This is a genomic window from Acidobacteriota bacterium, assembly GCA_030697165.1.
In the GTDB taxonomy this organism is placed as follows: Bacteria; Acidobacteriota; Vicinamibacteria; order Vicinamibacterales; family UBA2999; genus 12-FULL-67-14b.
In genome coordinates, this window is record JAUYQQ010000001.1 from 158,517 (window position 1) to 180,222 (window position 21,706).

A 21,706-nucleotide genomic window follows, 5' to 3' on the forward strand; every position below is an offset into this window, starting at 1 on the left:
GTCAGTTGGTTCTCACTTTTTCGAGCGCACCGACAATCGCCCTCACCGATGCCAACTCCGCGATCTCTTCGGCTTCGAACATCAGGTCGAACTGTCGCTCCAGTGCCAGCACCAGCTCGAGGTGCGCCTGCGACGTCCAGCCGGGTAGTTGGTCGGGCGTCGTCGTCATGCTAATCGCCGCCGCATCGGCATCGCTCAACTTCAGTGCCGACTGCATGCAGGCGCGGATGCCTGTCAGCAGATCGCGGTCAGGCGCGCTGCTCATGCCGGGGCGAGATGTCCGTCGGTAGTGGCGTAGTGCGCGCCACACGCCGCACAGGTGGCCTTGGCGGGAGGCGTTGCGCCCGCCGCGAGCTTCACGCCGCAATTGCACATCCAGCCACTGATGCGACCGGGATTGCCAACCACCAGCGCGTAGTCGGGAATGTCTTTCGTCACGACGGAGCCGGCGCCGATAAACGCAAAGCGGCCAATCGTGTGGCCGCAGACGATGGTGGTGTTGGCGCCGAGGCTGGCGCCCTGCTTGACCAACGTGGTCTTGTACTCATCTTTGCGCGAGACATGGCTGCGCGGATTGACGACGTTCGTGAACACCATGGACGGCCCGCAGAACACGTCATCTTCGAGGATGACGCCGGTGTAGATGGAAACGTTGTTCTGGATCTTGACGTTGTCGCCAATCACGACCTGCGGCGAGATCACGACGTTCTGGCCGATGTTGCAGCGCTTGCCGATGCGCGCTCCCGACATCACGTGGGAAAAGTGCCATACCTTCGAGCCCTCGCCAATCTCACAGCCCTCGTCCACGTACGACGATTCGTGCACGAACACCTCAGCCACGCTGCACCACCTTGGGATGCGCCTGAGGACTCGTGACCACGTCTGCCGTGCGAATGGTCGAGGTCAGTTCAATCGACGGCCTCGCATCGTCGATGCCGAAGCCGGCCCCTGCCAACACTTGCTCGTAGACGCGCGTGTGGAGGTCGGTGAACCCTTCACTGAACTCGATCTCCTGGCCGTCCACCATGATCGAGCGGAAGGTGGTCTTCTTGCCGGGTTCCGGCGTGAAGGGCAGTTTCGAACTGTCGGTGGACAGGAACCACTGCACGTCGGCGCGCTCGAGGTCGAGCACTCCCGCGGCCTCATGCAGATCCCGCAGGTTCACCTGCGACGACCGGACGCCTCCAAACAACCAGATCAACAGGTCGAAAAAGTGGATGCCGATGTTGGTGACAATGCCGCCGGAGCGCTCGACGTGGCCCTTCCACGACGTGTCGTACCAGGAGCCGCGGGCGGTAATGTAGGTGAGGCACACCTGATGGCGCCTCGAGGTATCGGCCAGCAGCTGCTCGCGCAGGGCGATGAGCTGGGGATGCACGCGCAGCTGCAGGATGGTCTTGACGCTGCGCCCGGTTTCGCGCTCGATCTCCTGCAGCGCATCGAGGTTCCAGGGATTGATAACGAGCGGCTTCTCGCAGATCGCGTTCGCGCCCACTCGCAGCGCCAACCGGATGTGCGCGTCGTGCAGGTGATTGGGCGAACAGATGCTGACGTAGTCCACCCGCTGATCCGCGGGTCCGCGGCGCAGCTTCTCGAGATGGCGATCGAAGCGCTCGATCTCGGTGAAGAAGCGCACGTCGAAGGCGAACCGATCGAGAATGCCGACGGCGTCGTGCGGATCGGTGGCTGCCACCAGGCGGCTGCCCGTATCCTGGATGGCCTTGAGGTGGCGTGGTGCGATGTAGCCGGCCACGCCGGTAATGGCAAAATTCTTCACGCAGCTCTCCTGGCCGCCCGACTAAGCACATCTGCCAGCTTCGGCGCGTTGACGTGCAGCGAGTAGCGTTCCTCGATCGTGCGACGGCCCGCGGCAGCAAAGCGGGCGCGGAGCGCCGGGTCGGCGATCAGCCGGGCCAGCTTCTCCACCCATTCATTATCCGTTGCCGCGAGATAGCCGTTCACGCCGTCTTCAATGATTTCGCGATTGACGCCTACGGCCGAGGCTACCACTGGCACGCCACACGCCATGAACTCGATGGCCTTGAACCCGCACTTGCCCTTCGCCCACGCATCGTCCACCAGTGGATAGACGCCGATGTCGCAGTTACGGAAGAGGTCGATCTCCCCATCAAGGGCCCAGCTGGGGTTCTCCACCTGGACACCGGGAATTGCGATCGGCTCGCCGGTGCCGCTCACGTTGAGGACGAAGGGATGCTGTTCGGCGACCCGCTGCAGCACCTCGCCCAGCCCCTTGATGTAGCTGGCAGTGGTCGGGCTGCCGATCCAGCCAACGATGGGCACGGCGCGCGGCGCTCTGGCCTGCGGCGTAAACCGGCTGGTATCCACGCACGTGGGAATGGTCGTCACGGCGTCGCTGAACTGGCGGGCATAGGCGGCGAGGTAATCGTTGCCAACAACAGTGTGGGCGCTGCCGCGCACGATGGTCGCAACCTTGCTGGGCATCTTGAGCGTGGCGATCAGGCGATTGGCTTCGCTCACACTCGGCAGAAAAATAGCGTCATCGAAGTCGAACACGATCGGTGGGCCAAACCGTGACAAGAGCCACTCCACCAGCGCTGGCCCTACGGGGAATATCTCCCGGTAAATGAAGATGACGTCGTAGTCCCTGGCGCGGCGCAGCCGCCACAGGTGGCGCAGCACCAGGCCGGCGAACCTTAACGCCTTGATTCCGAGATTGCCCGGTTTGTAAACCAGCCGGAAGAAGCTGGTCGTGAAGAGCGAAATCAACGTCACCTCGAAGCCATTGGCCTCGAGGTATGGGATGTAGTGCCCAATCCGGAATCGGCAACCGGCCCCCTCTTCGGGGATCGGCGACACGACCAAAACCCGGATCTTGCGGTCGTTCAATCGCGCACCTTGGTGGGCGGCCCGAGAAACGACAGCGTGATGGCGGTGACGCCAAACAGGCCGACGATTCCTGGCAGGATCAGCCACCAGCCGCCGACGGGTTTCGAGACTACCGCCAGCATGACGTGGACACCCACCGCCACCAGCAACACCACTCCCGTCATCCGCATCCGTCCCACCGGTCCGGATGCCTCCCATGAACTCGCGACCCGGCGCCATCTCGCCATGGCTAGGGAAGTTGACTGCGCCCTATCGCACTGCTGGACGATCCAGACCAAGAACTTGCCGATTGCGCTTTCGTCAACGATCCGCCACATCACGCTTTGGTCGTCCGTTACACTCTCGGTCAGCCGCCCCAGCCGCCGCTCGGCGTCACGAAAATTGACCGCGATGAAGTCGGTAACGGTCATGGCGTGGCCGTCGGCGCCGGTAGCGGAGGCGCCCACAGGACGGTGCTGCTGAACTGGTAGCGGGGTGTCGTGACCTGAAGTGGCCCGCCGACTCTCAACATCTGGCCCGCGTACTGCCAGCCAGTGAGCGTTGGGAAGGCCGGGATGCGGAGTCGAAAGTCGCGGCTGGCGTTCGGCGGTGAGATCACCACGGCGCCGGCAGCGAATTCATTCTGAGATGCCCCTAGGTCCTTGTCGCCGGCCTGCATGAGCATGGCCGCCTCCTCCGGACCAGCAACCCGCGCATGAATTTCGACCATCGTGGGCCGCAGCGGTGGCTGCACGTCAATCACAAGCAGGGGCAGAGTCCCCTCGTCCGTCGCCAGGTTCAGGTAGGCGGACGGAAAGATCGCGGTGTTGGTCCGGCATTCAGCGACGCCGCCGCCGCTGCCGGCTGTCTGGATATTGCAGAGCATTCGCAGCAGCACGGGAATGCGCACCGTCGCCGGCACCGGTATCTCAATGCTGTGGTCCCCCGTCACGACCCTCGCGGCATCCGGCACCGGGTCCCCGGCCGCCAGGATTTCGCCATTCTGAGGAAACACGTATCCCGCGGTAAATCGTGCCACCTGGCCTGCCGGCACCCCGGTCAGGAATCCGGCGATATGAACGCTGGTCGTGGGCAGCGGCGGAGGCGCAATCGTGAGGGCGGCTGCCAAGCGGTGCCGCTCTTGCGCGAAGTCGTACAACACCACGTCGTACTTGCCGGTCGGAATACCGTCGAAGACGACCTCCGCGGTTGTCGAGTCCTTGAACAGGAACGTGCGGGTCTGAAAGGTCCCCAACGACACCCGCATGTAGGGCCGGAGGTTCTCACCGCGAATCGTAACCCGCATCTCCTTGTCGAACTGCACGGAGGCAGGAGCAACGGCGGTCAATCGCGGCAAGGGGACCCTGAAGAGTGCGTAGCCGCCGTAGCCCAGCGGGATGAGACCGAGCAGCAGGACCGCCATTGCAACATCCAGGAGGTTGAAGCGGCCCAGGATGCGGCCGTGTTCGTCGACTAGAGCCATGTGAGACCAGCCTTGGAACCGAGTCTGAGTTGATTGGTAACCGGCCGCCCGACGCTCGACCGGGCCAACAGTAACTGCGCAGCAACCACGCCACCAAGTCCCGCCAGCCACGCCAGATAGGGCATCGCCAGGCCCCGGTGCCGAATCAGCGTGCCCACGTTGCCGCCAGAGAGCGCCACCATCATGACGGCGGCGGCGCCGTGGGCCAAGAGAAGGCTGGTGAGCAGCGGATCCCGCCGGAACCCAGCGACGATGCCAATAGGCAGGAGCGCCAGAACGGAGTACCAGACCATTTGTTCGGGAAGATACGCGAGCGCTGATCGCGACTCGATCTCCCATGGCACCGGGATGGTGACATAGGCCCACACCGCGCGAACCGTATAGCGCCCGACGTCGGCAACCGTCATCGCTTGGATCGCGCGTCGGTGCTCGTAGAACTCAGACGGCATCAGCTTGTAGGTGAGCCCGGCGGTGTTGATATGCCCCCAGTGCTTTTCCGCCGCCTGGTGGACGAACACCCACGCGCGTTCCTGCACGGCCGGCCGCGTGAACGCGAGGAGGACGACGACCGGCGCTGCGACGCACACGCCCATCAGGACCCGCGGTCGCTGAATGACATAGGAAAGAAGGTATCCCCCAACCACCCCTGTCACCGTCAGTACGAGGCCGCCCTCACGCAGCGTTTGCAGCGCCAGACCGCCGATCGCCAGTGCGACGAATGCTGGGGGCCGCCATGAGGCGCGCGCCCGCGCCGCCGCCCAAGCCCCGGCCACAACCAGCGCCGCCGCCAGAAAATACAAGGGCTCCTTCAGGGCGGACACCGACCATGTGAACAGGCTGGGCAGGAACAGGAGCAGCGCGAGACCAGTTAGCGCCGCGAGGCCGCCGAAGGCGATGCGCGACAATCGGTACAGTACCAGCACCGCAACAAGGTAGAGTCCGGCATTCAACACATGAATGCCGTACGGAGCCAGGCCCAGTAGGGCCTGGAGATACATGAGCACTTGGAGATAGCTACTCCCACCGACCATGTCAAAGGCGTATATGTAGTCCGCCGTGGAAATTGGTATCCCCATGCCGACATTGCGAAGCCAGGTGGTCTTTCGCTTGAAGAACTCCTCGTCGCCAAAGAAGTTCGCGTAGGGGATATCGGAGTCGGCAGTCAGAAACAGGCCACCGATTACCAGCAGGCGTAGGGCAATCGCGAGGCACAACACCGAAAGCAACCATCGCCGCTCGACCGCCGATAAACCTCGACTCACCCACCGCCACATCGGAGCGAGCAGCGCCAGGAAGATGATTGTCAGCGGCGAGAGCGTATAGGCAAATCCGATTGCCAAGCCAGCGGCCGCCGCCCACATCCATGGCGTCACGCCAGAAGCCCCTCAAACAACGCGTCGTACTTCGCGGACACCACGCGTAACGCGAAATCCGCGGCGTGCTTGCGTGCAGTCGCCGACATCTCTGCGCGCAGGGCGTTATCGCCCAACACGCGCGCGAGCGCGGCGGCGACCGCCTCCGGCGTATGGTCTTGAACCAATTCGCCATCGAGTCCCGGACGAACGATGTCTCTCGTGCCGGCGGAGGCGGTGGCGACGACGGGCACGCCGCAGGCCATTGCTTCCACCAGCACGTTGCCGAACCCCTCGTAATGAGACGTGAGCGCAAACACGTCGGCTTTGGCGATGAACTTCCAGGGGTTGCGCTGAAAGCCGCACAGCACCACCGCGTCGGTCAGGCCACGCTCCGCGATGCGGGCGCGAATCGCGCCCTCGAGTTCACCCTGTCCCAGGATGAACAGCTTCGCCGGCATTCGCTGTCGCAACAACGCCATCGCATCGATCAGCAGCGGGTAGTCCTTGGCCTCGGCCAACCGGCCGGCCGCGACGATCACGGGCGAGGTCCACTGCGACTCGAACTCGGTGTCCAGAGGTTCCTGAGCAGCAGCCGCCACGCGATCGAGATCAACAGGATTCGGCACGACGCGCACGTGGGCGGGATCGACGCCAAACGCGGCCTGGAGTTCCTCGGCCACCCCATGCGAGGTGGTGACGACGAGATCGGCCGCCGCGTAGCCGGCACGGGTCACGAGCGAGAACAAGCGGCGATGCCAGCGCCCACGCCAGGGATAGTCGCCGTCGGCAAGGAAGGCCGTCATCGGCGTCTGCTGGTTGAACACCACGCGCGCGCCGACGCCGGCCGCCCGCGTGGCCGTCAGCACCGAGAAGTAACTCAGGAACGACACGACAATCTCAGGACGGGTTTCACGAATGAAGCGCCGCAGGGCCTGCCACCGGCCCCACCGCGAGTGGACCGTACCGGCAGACACGCGAATCGCGGGCGCGACTTCATCAAGGTAAGGTCCCACCCGATCGAACAAGTACATCGAGCGGTCCCACTGCCGTTCATCCAGCGCGTTCAGGATGTGCACGGCCGCACGCTCCGCTCCCCCACCGGACAACGACGGCAACACGAAGCAGATCCTGCGCCGGTCACTCACGCGACAGTCACCGTCGCCGGCTGCTTCAACGTGACCGGCAGCAGCGCCGACACTTCCGCCAACAGCCGCGCCGCCTGCGCCTCGAGCGTGAACCCGCGCGCGGTTTCGTAACCGTTGGCGATCAGCCGGCGGCGAAGACCCGCGTCGTGCACCACCCGCGAGATCGCACCCGCCACCGCGGCCGCCGTTGGCGCCTCGACCAACAGGCCGTTAACCTCGTGCTGGATCAGGCTGGGGATGCCAGCGACCCTCGTCGTCACCACCGGCACGCCCGCGGTCATGGCTTCGAGCAGGACGCGCGGAATGCCTTCGCCCGGCAAGGTCGGCAGCACGAACACGTCGTAGCCTCGGTAGAGCGGCAACAACTTCTCCAACGGCACCGGCCCGAGACACCGCACCCGATCGCCGACGCCAAGGCGTTGCGCTTCGGAGGCAATCGCCGACTGCTCTTCTGCGCCAGGACGGCCGACGGCCGGTCCGACGATGTCGAGCACGAGGGCGATGCCCTGGTCACCCAGCAGCTTCACGACCTCGGGCAGTACCCGGAGCCCCTTACGAGGATCGATGCGGCTGACACACAACACGCGCAGGGTATCGCCAGCGTCTATGTCGGCCCGCGATGAGATGTCGGCGGCGCTGATGGTGGTGGTCGTAGTGGCAATCACCGCCTTCGCGGCGGTCGAGTGCTTGGCCGCCAGCGCTTCGCCGTTGGCGAACGCCACCGAGCGATCCGACATCCACTGCACCGCCCACTCTTCGAACGCGGTGTAGCCGCGCCACAGGACCTTCTTGACGCCCTGATACGGCATGGTCGGCAGCAACGCCTTCAGGTCGCCGACAATCAGCACGAATGACGGCCGCGAATGCAGACGGGCGATGACGAACGCGAAAATCGCTGCGGGGCTTGGAATGCGGCAGTGCAGCACATCGATGCCGCGAACCCAGCGCCAGATCCGCGGCAGCATCACCAGGAACTGCGGATAGAAATGCACCGGCCCTTCGAAGTTCGGCAGCGGCGCCAGCGTGACGTTGGTGGCGCGAATGGGCGTGCCTTCGCCGCGCGCCTCGGCCAGCACCGGCACGCACAGCGAGATCTCGTCGAAATACGGCGCCAGCGAATCTACGTAGCGGGCGAACGAGCCCTCCACTTCGCGCAGGCTGCCGTCGGCGGCCCGCCAGAACGGCATGTGATACACGATGCCGAGCCTCACCTTTCGACTCCGCTCAAGGCTGGCGCCAGGCCTTTCTCCGCCAACAGCCGGTCGTACATCGCGGTCACCGACGCGACGTAGCCATCGACACCGAATCGCGGACGCACGAACGCGCGCGCTTCCTGCCCCAGCAACACGCGCAGCGTGTCGTCGTGCACGACGCGATTGAGCGCCGCCGCCAGCTCGGCGGTGTCCCCGGGCGTCACGAGCAGTCCGCTCACGCCGTCTTTCACGACCTCGGGAATGCCCGCGACGCGTGATGCGACCACCGGCAGGCCGGCGCCCATGGCCAGCACCATCGACAACGGCAGGCCCTCCCAGTACGACGGCATGGCAAACAGATCGATCGAGGCGAGGATGTTGCCCAGGTCGCGCCGGGCGCCGAGGAAGTGGACCCGCTCCTCGATGCGCAAGGTCTGGGCACTCGCGGTCAGCGACGACCGCAGTTCGCCGTCGCCCACGACGAGCAGGTGCAGCTTCGCCAGGCCCGGGTCGTGCGCAATCGCATCGAACAGCACCTGGTGCGCCTTCTGGGGGGTCAACCTGGCGATAATCCCGGCCACCGGCACATCCTGCGGCACGCCGACCGACGCCAGGAATTCCTCCCTGCTCATCGTCGTCTGCAACTGCGTCCAGTCCACCGCGTTGTAGATCACCTCGACCTTGGACGGATCGGCCTTCACCTGATCGATGTAGAACTCGCGCACGGAGGCGGCCGAGGCGACGACGGTGTCGGTGCGACGCATCAGCCATTTCTCGAGCCGCGCGTGCGTCGATTTCTTGTGCTGGTAGATGTTCACCTCGGTGCCGATAATCACCGGCACGTGCGCCATCATGGCGGCAAAGCGGCCGTAGAGGCTGCCGGTGAGCAGGAAGGTGTGCACGATGGTCGGCTCGCACTCGATCAGGAAGTCGCGCAGGCGCAGCACATCGAACGGCCGCAACAGGCCCGGCGTCAGGCCCAGCACCTTGAACGGCACGCCAGTGCGCGCGATCTCCTCGCCGATCGGTCCGGCCTCGTGGATGCACACGACCGCCGGCTCGAACCGTTCCGGCAAGTGGCGAACGAGATTGAGGACCATCTCTTCGGCACCGCCCACCATGTAGGCGTGTGACAGAAAGAGCACCCTGGTGCGACCACCGCTCATGCCTGCACCTGTCCCCGCGACAGCGCCACGGTGCGTTCAAGCCCGTCCCGCAGGCCGATGGCGGGTCGCCAGCCCAACTCGCGTTCGATCCGTGAGATGTCGGCGATGAAATCGCCGGTCTCAATCTGGCCGGCCAGCGCCGGCCAATCCACGTGCTCGACGCGTCCGCCACCCGCGATCTCAATGACGGTGCGCGCCATGTCGATCAAGCGCGTGCCCGTGCCCGAACCGACGTTGTAGGCGCGACCGGCGCTGACCGGTGATTCCGCCAACATCACCAGCGCCGTCACGAGATCGTCCACGTAGATGTAGTCGCGACGCTGCGCGCCATCGCCATAGACCGTCAGCGGCTTGCCGGCCAGCGCCAGGTGAATCAGGCGATTGACAATGCCGTAGGCGGTGCGGCTTTCGGGCTGTCCAGGGCCGTAAGGATTGGTCACGCGAGCGATGGTGTACTTGATGCCGTAGAGCGTGCCGTAGAGCCGCAGGTAGCGCTCAACCGTCAGCTTGTGAATGGCGTGGAGGCACAGCGGATCCGGTTCCTGGTCTTCACCGACCGGCTGCTGATCCTGCTTGCCGTACTGCAGTCGAGAGCCCACGAACACCAGGCGCGCATCGCGATTGGCGGTGCGCAGTGCCTCGAGCAGCGACAGGTTGCCCATGCAGTTGACGTCGAGATCCGTCCACGGATCCTCCATGCTGCGAACCGCGCCCGACTCGCCGGCCAGGTTGAAGACGAGGTGCTGGCCGGCTACGGCCTTGGCCATGGCGTCGCGGTCGCGCAGGTCGCCTTCCACGATGTGGGCGCCGCGATCGGCGAAGGCCGCGGCGCGTGCCTCGTGACGGGCCCGGTTCGGCGTCACCAGGGTGACCTCATCGCCGGCCGTCAGCAGGCGCTCGGCCAGGTTCACGCCAATGAAGCCGAGACCGCCGATTACCAGCGAGCGGCGCGCGCTCATCGGGTCACCCGGCGAGCCACGCACAGGCAATGCAGGTGCGCTTCGGACACAAACCGTTCGATGGATTCAATCTCGAAACCGTCAGCGAGCAGCCCCCGCAGATAGGTCTCATCGGCATAGAGGCCACCTGCCAGGTAGCGATCGCGCAGATAGGCGTGCAGCGGACCGGGAACCCACGGCATCAGCGCCGAGCCCAACCGGCGCGCGGCCGTCTGCGGCACCGACGGTGAGGCCGGGTGCACGGTCGAAAACGCAAATCGGCCGCCTCGCCGCAGCCACGAGTGGACGCGGCCCACCAACTCCGCCTGCAGGGGCACATGTTCGGCGAGCACGCCAATCGAGTAGACCAGGTCAAAGCTGCCGGCCGAGAAGTCGTGTGCCAGCGCATCGCCCTCAAGCAAGGTCACGCGCTCGACGGTGATCGCGGCTTCACGAAACGGGTGCGCGGCCAGCGCCAGCATCGCGGGCGAGGCGTCAAGGCCGACGAGGGTCCGCACGTTCTGCAGCGCGCTGAAGTAGCGGCCCGTGCCGCAGCCAATCTCGAGGGCGTCGGCCGACGACGTGAACCGGGCACACACGCGCTGCAGCCACGCGACGAAGCCGAGATACGGGCCGCTATCAACCAGGCTGTCGTCGTGGCTGCGATAGCGGTCGGCGTAGGCCGCGTCGTACAGCGCGGCGGCCTTCGCGGCCCAAGGTGTTTGCTCAGCCTTCGTCATGCAAACAGCGATTCCGCGGTCACCATCTTCACTTCAGGCACGCGCTCGACGTGGTCGAGAAAGCGAAGCAGCACGTCCTTGATCGCCTGATCGACCTCCCAGTAATGCGTCGCCACGCAGAAGTCGCCGCCGACGGCGCGGGCCTCATCGAAGCCTTTCACCAGTTCCTCGACGGTGGTCCCGGGGATCAGACTGTGGCAGCCGAACTCGGCGTGCCGGGAATAGCGCAGCACGTGGGGATAGACCATGGCATCGCGCTTCGTGCGGCCGGTCGCCGCCCGGTAGCTTCGAATCCGCCACCAGTTGCCCAGCGTGTTCGCATCCCACGCCCGCATTGAGGGCCTAAACGACAGGAACGAGCCCAACAGGTTGAGGCCATGGCTGGCCACGGCTTGCATGCCCCGTTTCGAGATCGCGTTATGAGGCGGCACGAACACCGAAATCGGCGCGCCCAACGTGCCCTTCAAATACTGCAGTCCTTCGCGGACACGCCGTTCGGGATCGGGCGCCGCCTGGAACTCGTAGCCGTTCGGGTAATCCTGGTGCGTGTAGCCGTGCAGGGCGATGGTGACGCGGCCTCGGCCAATCTGGTCCTTGAGGAACGGAACCAGCGCGGTGTTCTTCTCGATCGCAAACGACTCGTCCGATCGCCAATGTTCCTGCGGGATGCCCTTACGCTCGTAGCCGATGGCAAACGGGACGGTGGCCAGGCAGACCGGGATGCGGTCCCACACATCGTGGTAGATGCGCTCGAGCGTCTCGGGCGACGTGAAGTAACACGTGTCATCGTCTCGCAGCGCCACCTTCACGCGGTGGCCTTCATCTGGTGCCGGTCCTGAAGGACGCCGCGATAGACCTCAAGGAGCCGGGTCGCACTCGCCCGCCACGAGAACTCCTGCAAGACGCGTTGGCGGTTGAAGGCGCCGGCCGCGCGCCGGCGTTCGACGCTCGACATCCAATCGCCGAGCACTCCCGACATGGCGGTCGCATCACCGCGCGGCACGAGATCTCCGCCCCGGCCTGAAGCGATGTACTCGGCGACGCCGCCAACCGCAGTGGCAACCACCGGAAGGCCACAGGCCATGGCCTCGAGCACGACGTTCGGTGAGTTGTCGAAGTCGGATCCCAGCGCGAACAGATCGGCGGTGCGGTAGTACGGCGCCATCTCCGCCTGCGGCACGTAGCCGGCGAACGTCACCGCGCGGGCGACACCGAGGCGTCCAGCTTGATCCTTCAACGACTGTAGCTCGGGGCCTTCGCCGACCAGCAACAGATGCAGGCTGGGATCCGCGGGCACCATCTTCGCCAACGCCTCAATCAGCAGCGCCATGTTCTTGATCGGCACAAAGCGTCCGACCGACAAGACGATGCGACGATCGCCGAGGCCGAGTACCTGGCGGAGGTTGGCCCCGGTGGGCCGGAAGAGCTCCGCATCGACACCCTTGGGCACGGCATGCACCGGCTTGCCAACGATTGCCGGCAAGTGCTCCGCCGCCCACCCATCGGCCACCAGCGCATCCGCTTGCCGGATGTCTGGCAGGTAGCTGGGATGCGGTTCACCAGGAAAGTTGATCACCACCGGGATGTTCACGGGCCGCACGCTGGCCGCCTGATAGAGCGCATGCGCATGCACAATGTCGGGCCGCACGGTCCTCGCCGCGATGCGGCGCCACGCGGCTCGACAGAACCAGTCTTCATCCCAGTGCAGCGCGTTCATGGTGAGGCGCCCGAACCCGCGCGTGTGCTGCCACCGATAGACGGCATCGCGCACGTACGGCGAGCGCAGCACGGTGACGTGGTCGCCAGCGATCGGATGGCGCGGGCCGCCGAACAGCAACGGCTGTCCGGTAATCACGTCGACGTCCACGCCAAGCGCCTGCAGTTCGCGCATCCAGTTGAGGTGACGCGTCTCGCCCCCGCCACGCATCATGGCGAGGCAGCGCACGAGCATGGTTACGCGCATGCCTGGGCATCCGACTGAACACGGTCGACATGCTGGCGCGCCCACAACTCGAGACAGACGAGCGCCCAGATTCGCTTGGCGTGGTCGCGACTGCCCTGTTCGTGCTGCAGGAGCATGGCGGTGACTTCGGCCGACTGCGTCCAGCCACGTTGCTGGGTTCTTGGGTCGACGAGAATCTCGCGGGCCCAGCGAATCATCCCTTCCTGGAACCAGCGCCGCAGCGGCACACCGAAGCCCTTCTTCGGCCGGGTCAACACGGCCGCGGGCACCCACGGCTCGATCACCTTGCGGAACAGTCGCTTCGTGGTCTGCGCATCACCGTGGCGGACCGAGGCTTGCGCGCCGGCCAGCTCGATCACATGGTGATCCAACAACGGGCACCTCGCCTCCAGCGAATGCGCCATCGTCGCGCGATCGACCTTCACCATGATGTCGTCAACCAGGTAGTGCTGCTGATCCCAGTGCTGCAGGCGCGTCAGCAACGTGCCCTCCGCATCGCGAATCTGTTCGACGGCGGCACGTTCAGGCAGGGTCGCAGACTTGACGACGTCGGGCGCGACGACGGCCTCGAGCAGGTAGTCGGGGAACACGGTGCGACGCCACACGAACCAGCCTTCGGGGCCGAGTCCCATCGTGCTGAGGCGCCCCTTGCCACGCGCGTGCACCGGCACCAGTCGCGCACCGGCCTGGATCACGCTACGCATGGCGCGTTCGCCGCTCGAACCAACGCGCTTGAGGGCATCGGCATAGGGTGTGTAGCCCGCGAACAACTCGTCGCCGCCATCGCCCGACAGGCACACCGTGACGTGTTTCCGCGCCAGCTCCGACACGTAGTAGGTCGGGATGGCCGACGCATCCGCAAACGGCTCGTCGTAGTGATAGGCGAGGGCCTCGGCGACCTTGACCGCGTCCGGCGTGACGATCTGCTCGTGGTGGTCGGCACCAAAGGCCTCGGCGGTGCTGCGGGCTTCGGTCACTTCGTCGTAGGCGGGATCACCAAAGCCGATGGTGAACGTCTGCACCGGCCGGGTCGAGTGCCGCGCCATCAAGGCGAGCACCGCCGCCGAGTCCATGCCGCCACTCAAGAACGCGCCCAGAGGAACGTCAGACCGCAGGCGAATGCGCACGGCGGTATCGAGCTCGGCCCGCAAGGCGTCGATTACGTCCGCTTCGGAACGGCGGTCTTCGACCGCGCCGTCCGGCCAGCCCCAATAGCGCTCCTGGGTGACCGTACCGGCCGCAGTATCGACGATTAGCGCCGAGCCCGGCTCCAGCCGATGCATGCCCTCGAAGATCGCCTGGGAGCCAGCGACGTAGCCGAACGTGAAGAAGTCGAGCAGCGCTCCGGCATTCACCGACGGCACTTGCTCGAGCACCGCGAGGATCGCCTTGATCTCGGAGCCAAACAGCAACTCGCCGTTCTGCCGGTAGTAGTAGAGCGGCTTCTTGCCAACGCGATCGCGCCCCAGCACCAGGCGGCGGCGGGCCGCATCCCAAATCGCCACGGCGAACATGCCTCGCATCCGCTTGAAGCCGGCAATACCTTCGGTGGCGTAGAGGTGGCCGATGACCTCGGTATCGCAGGCCGTCGCGGTGTGACGGCCCGCGCGCTCGAGTTCCGCGCGCAGCTCGACGTAGTTGTAGATCTCACCGTTCTGCGACACGGTGATGGCGCCGCCATCGATCGAAATCGGCTGGTGGCCACCGGCCACATCGATGATGCTGAGGCGCGCGGCGCCGAGCGCCGCCGGACCATCGGTGTACAGGCCGTGATCATCCGGCCCGCGATGGCGCAGCGTCCCCACCATCGCGGCCAGGCGGGCCTGCTCGGCCGGCTTACCGGTTAGCGAGACGAAACCAGCGATTCCACACATGGGGTTGCAGGCACCGGCAGTCCAGTGACTTCTCTGAGCGCCTCGGACACAAAATTGGCGACCCGCTCCGCGGCTCGGCCGTCCAGGAACTGGCATTGATCCAACACGACCTGCCGGCGGCCGTCGCGATCAAGCGACGGGTTGTCGAGATAGTCGCCGATGTGCGCCACCATGGCGGCGGGCGTGCGCGCATCGCGAACCGCTCCGCGCTTCAGGATGTTCACGAAGTGCGTGAACTCGGTATACCGACGGGCCGATTTCACGAACGGCGACGGCGTCTCGCCATCGAACGAAATATTGACGACGGGCGTGTCGAAGATCGACGCCTCGATTGCAATCGTCGATGCCACCTGCGCGACGACGTCGCTGTGCGCCATGGTGTTGGCGAGGTGACGCTGGCTGTCGGCCGTGACGTCCACGGCCATGCCGTCTCCCGCGCGCACGGTCTGCCGGAACGGCTTCTCGATGATCACGCCGGGCGCGGTCTCGAACGCGGCGTAGCGCGACCGATCGTCGCGTGGATGCACGCGGACCAGGATCTGCGTGGGCTGCTGCCACCGGTTGGCGGCTTGCGCGGCCATCAGCGTGCTGATCACATGATCGCAGTGCGGATAGAGCTCGAATGGGCTCGTGGTCAGCGTGACCAGTTTCTTCGCAGGGTCGGCGCCCACCTGCCTCATGAACGCCTCGCGCGGGATCACGACGCTGGGATTGAAATACAGGTCCCACTGGGGTGTGCCGGCCAGGCGAATCTCGTCCGGCTGGTATCCGTGCAGCGCCACGGCCTGCGCTTTCATCAGGTCGTTCCACACGATCAGGCGATTGACGCGCCGCACGGGAATCAGCTTGTTCGTGAAATTGTCCCAGCTCGGATCGACTGCCACCGAACGAATCTTGCGCTTGGCGGCCACGCGCAGCAGCGGCACTTCTGAGAGGATGAGGCCGGGGTTCGACACCACCAGCATCGATGGCTGGTAGCGGTCGAACAGGTCTGCGGCCCACGGATGCGACACCAGGCGGTCGCTCAGGTCATACCGCGTCGGCGGCCTCACCAGCGAGGGCGACACGACCGACGCAATCAGCTTCTTGGCCTTGACCCAGCGGACCGATCCCTTTTCCAGCGCCTCGGCGCGGCGAATCTTCACCGATTCGGTCACCCCCGAATCCAGGTAGGCGGCCTGCACCAGGGCCAGCAGCCTGGCCTCAAGACCCGTCGGCTGGTGAGCCGGCAGGTCCTCGAGGACGATGCGCGGGTGCGTGAACTCTTTTGCGAAGCCCGCATCCTTCACCAGCGGCGATACCAGCACGACGCGCACGGTGGGATACGACTGGAGCACGCGCGACACGACGCCGGTGCGCAGGATGTTGCCGGCGGCGCCGCCATGCGGCACCGACACGATCACGGTTGGCCCCGCGCCGCTCACGCCTTTGGGGCCTCCCCGTGCGAGAACGAGAACGGCAGCGACACCAGGCCGTCTTCTTCATCCGCCAGGTTCTCGACGCCGCCGCCCGAGCCGGTCACGGCGAAGCGCGGCCCGGCCGTGACCACGTCATACGAGCCCAATTGATGCTGGTCGCTAATCGAGAGCCGCAGCACATACTGCCGCGGCCGCAGGGGCAGGTGGTCGAACCGGCACTGAATCTGCCCGTCGCCCTCGACCGTGGGCGGCACGTCGCCGGCCTTCGAGGTCGCCGTGGTGATCACCAATCCGCTATCGACGTCGACGATCGCGACCTGGAACACGGGTCGCGCCACCCGCTGGTGCGCGCGGTAGGACGCGCGCACGATCAGGGTCTCGCCGGCCGACAGCAACCCCGTCTGCGCGCCGGTGTCGGTATGCAGGTCGACGGCGACATAACGCACCTCGCCGGTGCCGCTGCGATGGCTTTGCAGCGCGGTGGCCTGGTTGGCGAGGGCCTCGACGTTGACCTCGTTCATGTACTTCTCGGCGATCTCACCGGCCGGGCCGTACGCCCGCACGCCACCGTTTTCCATCCACAGGATGTCGCTGCACAGGCGGCGCACGTTCCACATGTCGTGCGAGATGAACAGCACGGTCTTGCCGTCGGTGATCAACTGCCGCAACGCCTCGAGCGCGCGCCGGCGGAACGCGGCATCACCGACCGACAGCACCTCATCGACGAGGACGATGTCGGGACGGCTGTGGATGGCGACGCTGAACCCAAGTCGCGCATACAGACCGGACGAGTAGCGCTTCATCGGGGTGTCGATCAGCCGTTCGACATCGGCGAAATGGACAATGGCGTCGAAGTGCCGGTCGATTTCTTTCCTGGTCAGCCCGAACAGGCCGCCGCCCAGGTAGACGTTTTCGCGTCCGGTCAGTTCGGGGTGAAACCCGGCCCCCAACTCGATCAGCGACACGGCATGACCCGCGACGCGCACCCGCCCGCTGGTCGGCCAAGTTACCCTCGAGATCAGCTTCAGCAGCGTCGTCTTGCCGGCGCCATTGCGTCCGATCACGCCCAGGCCAGCGCCCTTGGGCACCTCGAAGCTGACATCGCGCAGGGCCAGGATGGTGCCGTCGATTTTGCCGCGCGAGGTGCTGTGCACCTCGGTGGCCTTGCCCCGCAAGCCGTCCATGCCGGACGCGATCAGATCCACCAGCGTGCGCGAGCGCCCGGTCCGGTAGCGCTTGGTGACCCCGTCGAGACGAATGGCCAGGTTAGATGACATCCGCGAAGTACTTATCCATGCGCTTGAACATCACGCTGGCGACAACTAGCAGGGTGATGATCAGCGCACCTGAGGTGGCGACCAGCGTCCAGTCGGGTGCGCGCCCAAACAGAAGAATCGACCGCAGGCCTTCAACAATGGCGGTCAGCGGGTTCAACATGAAGAACGGGTGATACCGTTCATTGACCGCCGACAGCGGATAGGCCACCGGCGTCAGGTACAGCCACAACTGCAGGCCGATCTGCACCACCGGGTTGACGTCGCGGTAAAACACGTTGACCGACGAAGTGACCAGCGTGATGCCGACGGCGAACGCCACCAGCATGACGATGAACAAGGGCAACAGCAGCGCCCACGGCCCCGGGGCGACGCCGTAATAGACCATCAGCAACGCGAACAGGCCGGCCGAAGCGGTCAAGTCCACCAGCCGCGAGCCGACCTGCGCCAGCGGCACGATTTCCCTCGGGAAGTAGGTCTTGGTGACGATGTTCCGGTAGGTGATCAGGCTGAGGGTGCCGGAGTTCACCGAGTTGGAGAAGAAGAACCAGGGCACCAGCGCGGCGTAAGCAAAGAGCGGATAGGGCGCCCCGCCCGACGGGATGGCCGCCAATCGAGAAAACACCAACGTGAACACCGCCATCGTCGCCAGCGGCTGCGCGATGGCCCAGCCAATGCCGAAGAGCGACTGGGTGTAGCGGCCCTTGACCTCGCGACGCGTGAGGTTCATGAGCAGCTCCCAATACGCGGCCCACGAAATGCGTTCGGGCCGATCGGACAGCTCAGTCAAGCGCAAACTCTGATTTCCAGGATTCGTCTACGGGCATGGGGCCCTGCGCGGAACGCTCGATGATGAAGTTCTCCAACACGAGCACGTCCATGTGCGTGCGCTGGAAGCAGCGGTAGGCATCCTCCGGCGTGCACACGATGGGTTCGCCTCGCACGTTGAACGAGGTGTTGACGATCACCGGGCAGCCGGTCCGCCGGTTGAACGCCTCGACGATCTCGTAATACAAGCCGTTCACGCCCGGCCGCACGGTCTGGATGCGGGCGGAGAAATCGACGTGCGTGATCGAGGGCACGGTCGAGCGCAGCACGCTCAGCTTCTCGATGCCCCAGAGCGAGCCGGCCTCGGCAGGCACCGGCAGGCGGCGCGACTGCTGGACGTCGGCCACCATCAGCATGTAAGGGCTGTCGCCGTCGAGCTCGAACCAGTCGGCGACGCGATCGCGCAGCACCGTTGGCGCGAACGGCCGGAACGACTCGCGGAACTTGATCTTGAGGTTCAGGATCGACTGCATCTTCGTCGAGCGCGCGTCGGCGATGATCGACCGGCCACCAAGGGCGCGCGGACCAAACTCCATGCGACCCTGCAGCAGGCCGATGACGTTCTCGGAAGCGAGCAACGCCGCCACTTCGTCGGCGACCGCCGGGGGTTCGAATCGCCGGGCGACAATGCCCCGACTGTCGATGAACGCTTGAATTTCTGCCTCGCTGAATTGAGGTCCCAAGAACGATCCACTCATGCCGTCGGAATACTTAGGGGGGCTGGGAGAGCTGGGGGGCTGGGGCTTGCCCGCCGTAGCCTTGGCGAAGGCGGGGCGCACCCAAGTCCCGGCGGCCTCCGGACTTACCCTCGGCTGGTTCAGGTGGCGATGCCAGATGCTCATGGCCACGCCGAGTGCGCCGCCGGCGTCACCGGCGGCCGGCTGCACGAACACCTGGTCGAACGGGCCTTCCCGCAAGATGCGGCCGTTGCCGACGCAGTTCAACGCCACGCCACCCGCGAGACACAGATCGCGCATGCCGGTTTCGCGGTGCGCGAAGGCGGTCATCTTCAGCATGACCTCCTCGGTGATTTCCTGGATCGAGCGCGCCAGGTCCATCTCGCGTTGCGTGAGCGGACTCTCGGGCGCGCGCGCCGGGCCGCCCAGCACGTGCTCCATCTTTGTCCCGGTCATCGTCAGACCGGCCGCGTAGGTGAAGTACTCCTGGTTCAACCACAGGCTGCCATCGTCTCGAATCTCGATCAGCTGGTCCTTGATGGTCTTGACGAATGACGGCTCGCCGTATGGGGCGAGGCCCATGACCTTGTACTCGCCGGAGTTCACCTTGAAGCCGGCGAAGTAGGTAAACGCCGAGTAGAGCAGTCCGAGCGAGTGCGGGAAGCGTTGCTCGCGCAGGATCTCGAGGTCGTGACCCTTACCGACGCCGATGGAAGAGGTCGCCCACTCGCCCACGCCGTCAATCGTCACCACCGCCGCCTGCTCGAACGGCGACGGGTAGAAGGCGGAGGCGGCATGCGACTCGTGATGTTCGCCGAACAACACGTCGGCCTGGCAGCCCTCGAGATGGTCGCGGATGTCGTCGGCCATCCACAGCTTTTCGCTGAGCCACAGCGGCATGGCCATCAAGTAGGATTTGAGGCCCGCCGGCGCCGATGCCACGTAGGTTTCGAGCAGGCGCTCGAACTTGACCAGCGGCTTCTCGTAGAACCCGACGTGATCGAGCTGGCTGGCCGAGATGCCGGCTTCCGCCAGGCAATAGGCCACCGCGCGCGACGGGAACGCCGGGTCGTGCTTCTTGCGCGTGAAGCGCTCCTCCTGCGCCGCGGCCACGATGCGGCCGTCTTCCACGAGGCACGCGGCCGAGTCGTGGTAGTAGGCGGAGATGCCGAGAATGCGCGTGGGCACGAACTAGAACCGAACTAGAACAAGGTGTAGATGAACGGGGCAACGGCGCTCGTCTGCGAGAAGACGATCAGCATGCCGAACAGCACGAAGACGATCACGATCGGCAGCAGCCAGTATTTCTTCTCGGCCATCAGGAACTGCCAGAACTCTTTGAGTACGCGGCTTTTTGCCATGGTTAATACATCCTCAAGTAGTGATTCCGATCGCGGTAGCGAGGCGGGTACGCCTGCCACCCCTGCCAACTCGAACGGCGACGGCCGAGCGGGTCGCGGCCGATCAACCGCCACGTCAAACTGAGTGGCACGAAGACGAGGGTGAATGCGACGGTCAGAATGACCCGCGCGTTGATGTGGCCAAGCGCGATGGCCATGCGCCACCACGCCTTGCTCGGCCAGTACAGCAACGCCGGCCGCAGGTAGCCAAGTACCACCAGAACGGCGCCAACGGCGCTCAGAATCTGGGCGGCGAGCATGCGCTGGCGCCACAACGCGAACGCTGCGATCAGCATCAGGACCGTGCCGACCGAGAGCCCGAAAGCACGTTCTGGATTCGCCGGGCCTTTAGCCTTCATTGCCGGGCCTGCCCCGCCTCAGCCACGACCTCGGCCACTGTACCGGCCAGCGCCGCCGCCACCATGCGATTGCCGTCGACCGTCAAGTGCATCTCGTCAAACGAGTGATCGTTGTTGGCCAGGTCAACGGTCGTCCCCATCGCCACGTATTTCACGCGGCGCTCATCAGCGAACTTGCGTTGCAGCATTTTTTCGAGCTCGGCCTGCTGGTGCAGGTGACGCGCGCTGCGCTTGTTGTTGGGCGGAAAGAACGGTTGCCCGACTGCCACCACGTGCTTGCCCCGTGACAGCGCAAACTCGATCGCCACCAATTGCGAACGGCAGTAGGGCGCCCACGGATGCTCACAGCCGGTTTCGGCATCGTCGGGGACAGACCGCGGCGGCGAATCCGACAAGCCTTGCAGCTGCTGTTCGAGGGCCTGACCCGCGCCGGCAGCGGCGTTCAACAAGCCCGCCGCTCCCCTGGCGGTCACGCCGGGCCGGAACACCGTTTTCTTGTCGTAGGCGTAGGCCTCACTCGGCGCACCGTTGTTCAGGAGCGCCGCCGCCTTCTCTCGAAACACCATGGGAAAGATCGGCAGGTAGCCGGTCAGCCGGTAGATTGGCGATTCGTGCCGGAACACCTGCGTGTTGGCGTCGGGTGGATTAAAGGGCACGTCGTTGTATCCCTCGTAGAGGAGCACCACGTCGTAGTTGAGCCAGAGGTAGTCTTCGAGCGTGTAGCGGAACGAGTAAGCGCCCTCGTTGTTGTACGCAAGGTTGGCAACGGTCACCGGCGGCAGGCCGGGACGCTTGCGCAATTCGCTTTCGAGCACGGCAGGGATCGCCTGTTCCCAGGTGACACCGTAGCCAAACGCTGTGCTGCCGCCAAGCATCGCAAGCCGCACTTCGCCGGGGCGCTTCGCCGGTAAGCCAGGACCGCGATAGCCCCACAGGTTGTAGCCGGCCGATTTCTCGAACCGGCTGTGCATGACGACATCCACGGCCAGCAGGGCGCCGCCCGTCAGTAGCGACGCGATCGCGATCGCCACGACCGCAAACAGTAC

At 65.3% G+C, this 21,706-nt stretch carries 22 protein-coding genes; all 22 read right to left on the reverse strand.

Going from position 1 to position 21,706, the window contains the following annotated elements; translation table 11 throughout:
* Position 1: 1 nt before the first annotated feature.
* The 22 genes from Q8T13_00600 to Q8T13_00705 are packed head-to-tail and all read right to left on the reverse strand — an operon-like array spanning position 2 to position 21,691.
* Positions 2-265: an acyl carrier protein gene (locus tag Q8T13_00600; protein ID MDP3716250.1), complete on the reverse strand. Its 264-nt coding sequence runs from the start codon at positions 263-265 to the stop codon at positions 2-4.
* Positions 262-840 (reverse strand): acyltransferase, encoded by a 579-nt coding sequence (locus tag Q8T13_00605; GenBank protein ID MDP3716251.1) that lies wholly within the window; start codon positions 838-840, stop codon positions 262-264. Before Q8T13_00605 ends, Q8T13_00600 begins: the two co-directional genes overlap by 4 nt.
* Positions 833-1,777, reverse strand: a complete 945-nt coding sequence (locus Q8T13_00610; GenBank protein ID MDP3716252.1) for a Gfo/Idh/MocA family oxidoreductase — start codon at positions 1,775-1,777, stop codon at positions 833-835. The genes Q8T13_00605 and Q8T13_00610 overlap by 8 nt, the downstream gene beginning before the upstream one ends.
* On the reverse strand, positions 1,774-2,868 hold the full coding sequence (locus Q8T13_00615) for a glycosyltransferase family 4 protein (protein ID MDP3716253.1): 1,095 nt from the start codon (positions 2,866-2,868) through the stop codon (positions 1,774-1,776). Before Q8T13_00615 ends, Q8T13_00610 begins: the two co-directional genes overlap by 4 nt.
* Positions 2,865-3,314 (reverse strand): hypothetical protein, encoded by a 450-nt coding sequence (locus tag Q8T13_00620; protein ID MDP3716254.1) that lies wholly within the window; start codon positions 3,312-3,314, stop codon positions 2,865-2,867. Before Q8T13_00620 ends, Q8T13_00615 begins: the two co-directional genes overlap by 4 nt.
* The gene (locus Q8T13_00625; GenBank protein ID MDP3716255.1) at positions 3,275-4,330 is read right to left on the reverse strand and encodes an IPT/TIG domain-containing protein; all 1,056 of its coding nucleotides are present in this window, start codon (positions 4,328-4,330) and stop codon (positions 3,275-3,277) included. Before Q8T13_00625 ends, Q8T13_00620 begins: the two co-directional genes overlap by 40 nt.
* The gene (locus Q8T13_00630; GenBank protein MDP3716256.1) at positions 4,321-5,703 is read right to left on the reverse strand and encodes a hypothetical protein; all 1,383 of its coding nucleotides are present in this window, start codon (positions 5,701-5,703) and stop codon (positions 4,321-4,323) included. Before Q8T13_00630 ends, Q8T13_00625 begins: the two co-directional genes overlap by 10 nt.
* Positions 5,700-6,803 carry a glycosyltransferase gene (locus tag Q8T13_00635; GenBank protein ID MDP3716257.1) on the reverse strand — a complete coding sequence of 368 codons (1,104 nt, stop codon included), beginning with the start codon at positions 6,801-6,803 and terminating at the stop codon, positions 5,700-5,702. The genes Q8T13_00630 and Q8T13_00635 overlap by 4 nt, the downstream gene beginning before the upstream one ends.
* A 23-nt stretch (positions 6,804-6,826) precedes the next feature.
* Positions 6,827-8,041, reverse strand: coding sequence for a glycosyltransferase (locus Q8T13_00640; GenBank protein ID MDP3716258.1), 1,215 nt, complete (start codon positions 8,039-8,041; stop codon positions 6,827-6,829).
* Positions 8,038-9,189 carry a glycosyltransferase gene (locus Q8T13_00645; protein MDP3716259.1) on the reverse strand — a complete coding sequence of 384 codons (1,152 nt, stop codon included), beginning with the start codon at positions 9,187-9,189 and terminating at the stop codon, positions 8,038-8,040. Before Q8T13_00645 ends, Q8T13_00640 begins: the two co-directional genes overlap by 4 nt.
* Entirely contained in the window at positions 9,186-10,148 is a 963-nt protein-coding gene (locus Q8T13_00650; protein ID MDP3716260.1) for an NAD-dependent epimerase/dehydratase family protein, read from the reverse strand. Before Q8T13_00650 ends, Q8T13_00645 begins: the two co-directional genes overlap by 4 nt.
* A complete protein-coding gene (locus tag Q8T13_00655; GenBank protein ID MDP3716261.1) occupies positions 10,145-10,867 on the reverse strand; it encodes a class I SAM-dependent methyltransferase in 723 nt (240 codons plus the stop codon). Before Q8T13_00655 ends, Q8T13_00650 begins: the two co-directional genes overlap by 4 nt.
* A complete protein-coding gene (locus Q8T13_00660; protein ID MDP3716262.1) occupies positions 10,864-11,676 on the reverse strand; it encodes a DUF2334 domain-containing protein in 813 nt (270 codons plus the stop codon). The genes Q8T13_00655 and Q8T13_00660 overlap by 4 nt, the downstream gene beginning before the upstream one ends.
* Positions 11,673-12,830: a glycosyltransferase family 4 protein gene (locus tag Q8T13_00665; protein MDP3716263.1), complete on the reverse strand. Its 1,158-nt coding sequence runs from the start codon at positions 12,828-12,830 to the stop codon at positions 11,673-11,675. The genes Q8T13_00660 and Q8T13_00665 overlap by 4 nt, the downstream gene beginning before the upstream one ends.
* Complete coding sequence (asnB, locus tag Q8T13_00670) at positions 12,821-14,704, reverse strand: asparagine synthase (glutamine-hydrolyzing) (protein MDP3716264.1); 1,884 nt, start codon at positions 14,702-14,704, stop codon at positions 12,821-12,823. Before asnB ends, Q8T13_00665 begins: the two co-directional genes overlap by 10 nt.
* The gene (locus Q8T13_00675) at positions 14,674-16,128 is read right to left on the reverse strand and encodes a hypothetical protein (GenBank protein ID MDP3716265.1); all 1,455 of its coding nucleotides are present in this window, start codon (positions 16,126-16,128) and stop codon (positions 14,674-14,676) included. Before Q8T13_00675 ends, asnB begins: the two co-directional genes overlap by 31 nt.
* Complete coding sequence (locus tag Q8T13_00680) at positions 16,125-17,399, reverse strand: ABC transporter ATP-binding protein (protein ID MDP3716266.1); 1,275 nt, start codon at positions 17,397-17,399, stop codon at positions 16,125-16,127. The genes Q8T13_00675 and Q8T13_00680 overlap by 4 nt, the downstream gene beginning before the upstream one ends.
* Entirely contained in the window at positions 17,389-18,186 is a 798-nt protein-coding gene (locus Q8T13_00685) for an ABC transporter permease (protein ID MDP3716267.1), read from the reverse strand. The genes Q8T13_00680 and Q8T13_00685 overlap by 11 nt, the downstream gene beginning before the upstream one ends.
* Positions 18,179-20,089, reverse strand: a complete 1,911-nt coding sequence (locus tag Q8T13_00690; protein ID MDP3716268.1) for a carbamoyltransferase — start codon at positions 20,087-20,089, stop codon at positions 18,179-18,181. The genes Q8T13_00685 and Q8T13_00690 overlap by 8 nt, the downstream gene beginning before the upstream one ends.
* Before the next feature lie 14 nt (positions 20,090-20,103).
* Positions 20,104-20,262, reverse strand: coding sequence for a DUF5989 family protein (locus tag Q8T13_00695; protein MDP3716269.1), 159 nt, complete (start codon positions 20,260-20,262; stop codon positions 20,104-20,106).
* A 2-nt stretch (positions 20,263-20,264) separates the two neighbouring features.
* The gene (locus Q8T13_00700) at positions 20,265-20,660 is read right to left on the reverse strand and encodes an SxtJ family membrane protein (GenBank protein MDP3716270.1); all 396 of its coding nucleotides are present in this window, start codon (positions 20,658-20,660) and stop codon (positions 20,265-20,267) included.
* Positions 20,657-21,691, reverse strand: a complete 1,035-nt coding sequence (locus tag Q8T13_00705; GenBank protein MDP3716271.1) for a hypothetical protein — start codon at positions 21,689-21,691, stop codon at positions 20,657-20,659. The genes Q8T13_00700 and Q8T13_00705 overlap by 4 nt, the downstream gene beginning before the upstream one ends.
* Between the last annotated feature and the right edge of the window lie 15 nt (positions 21,692-21,706).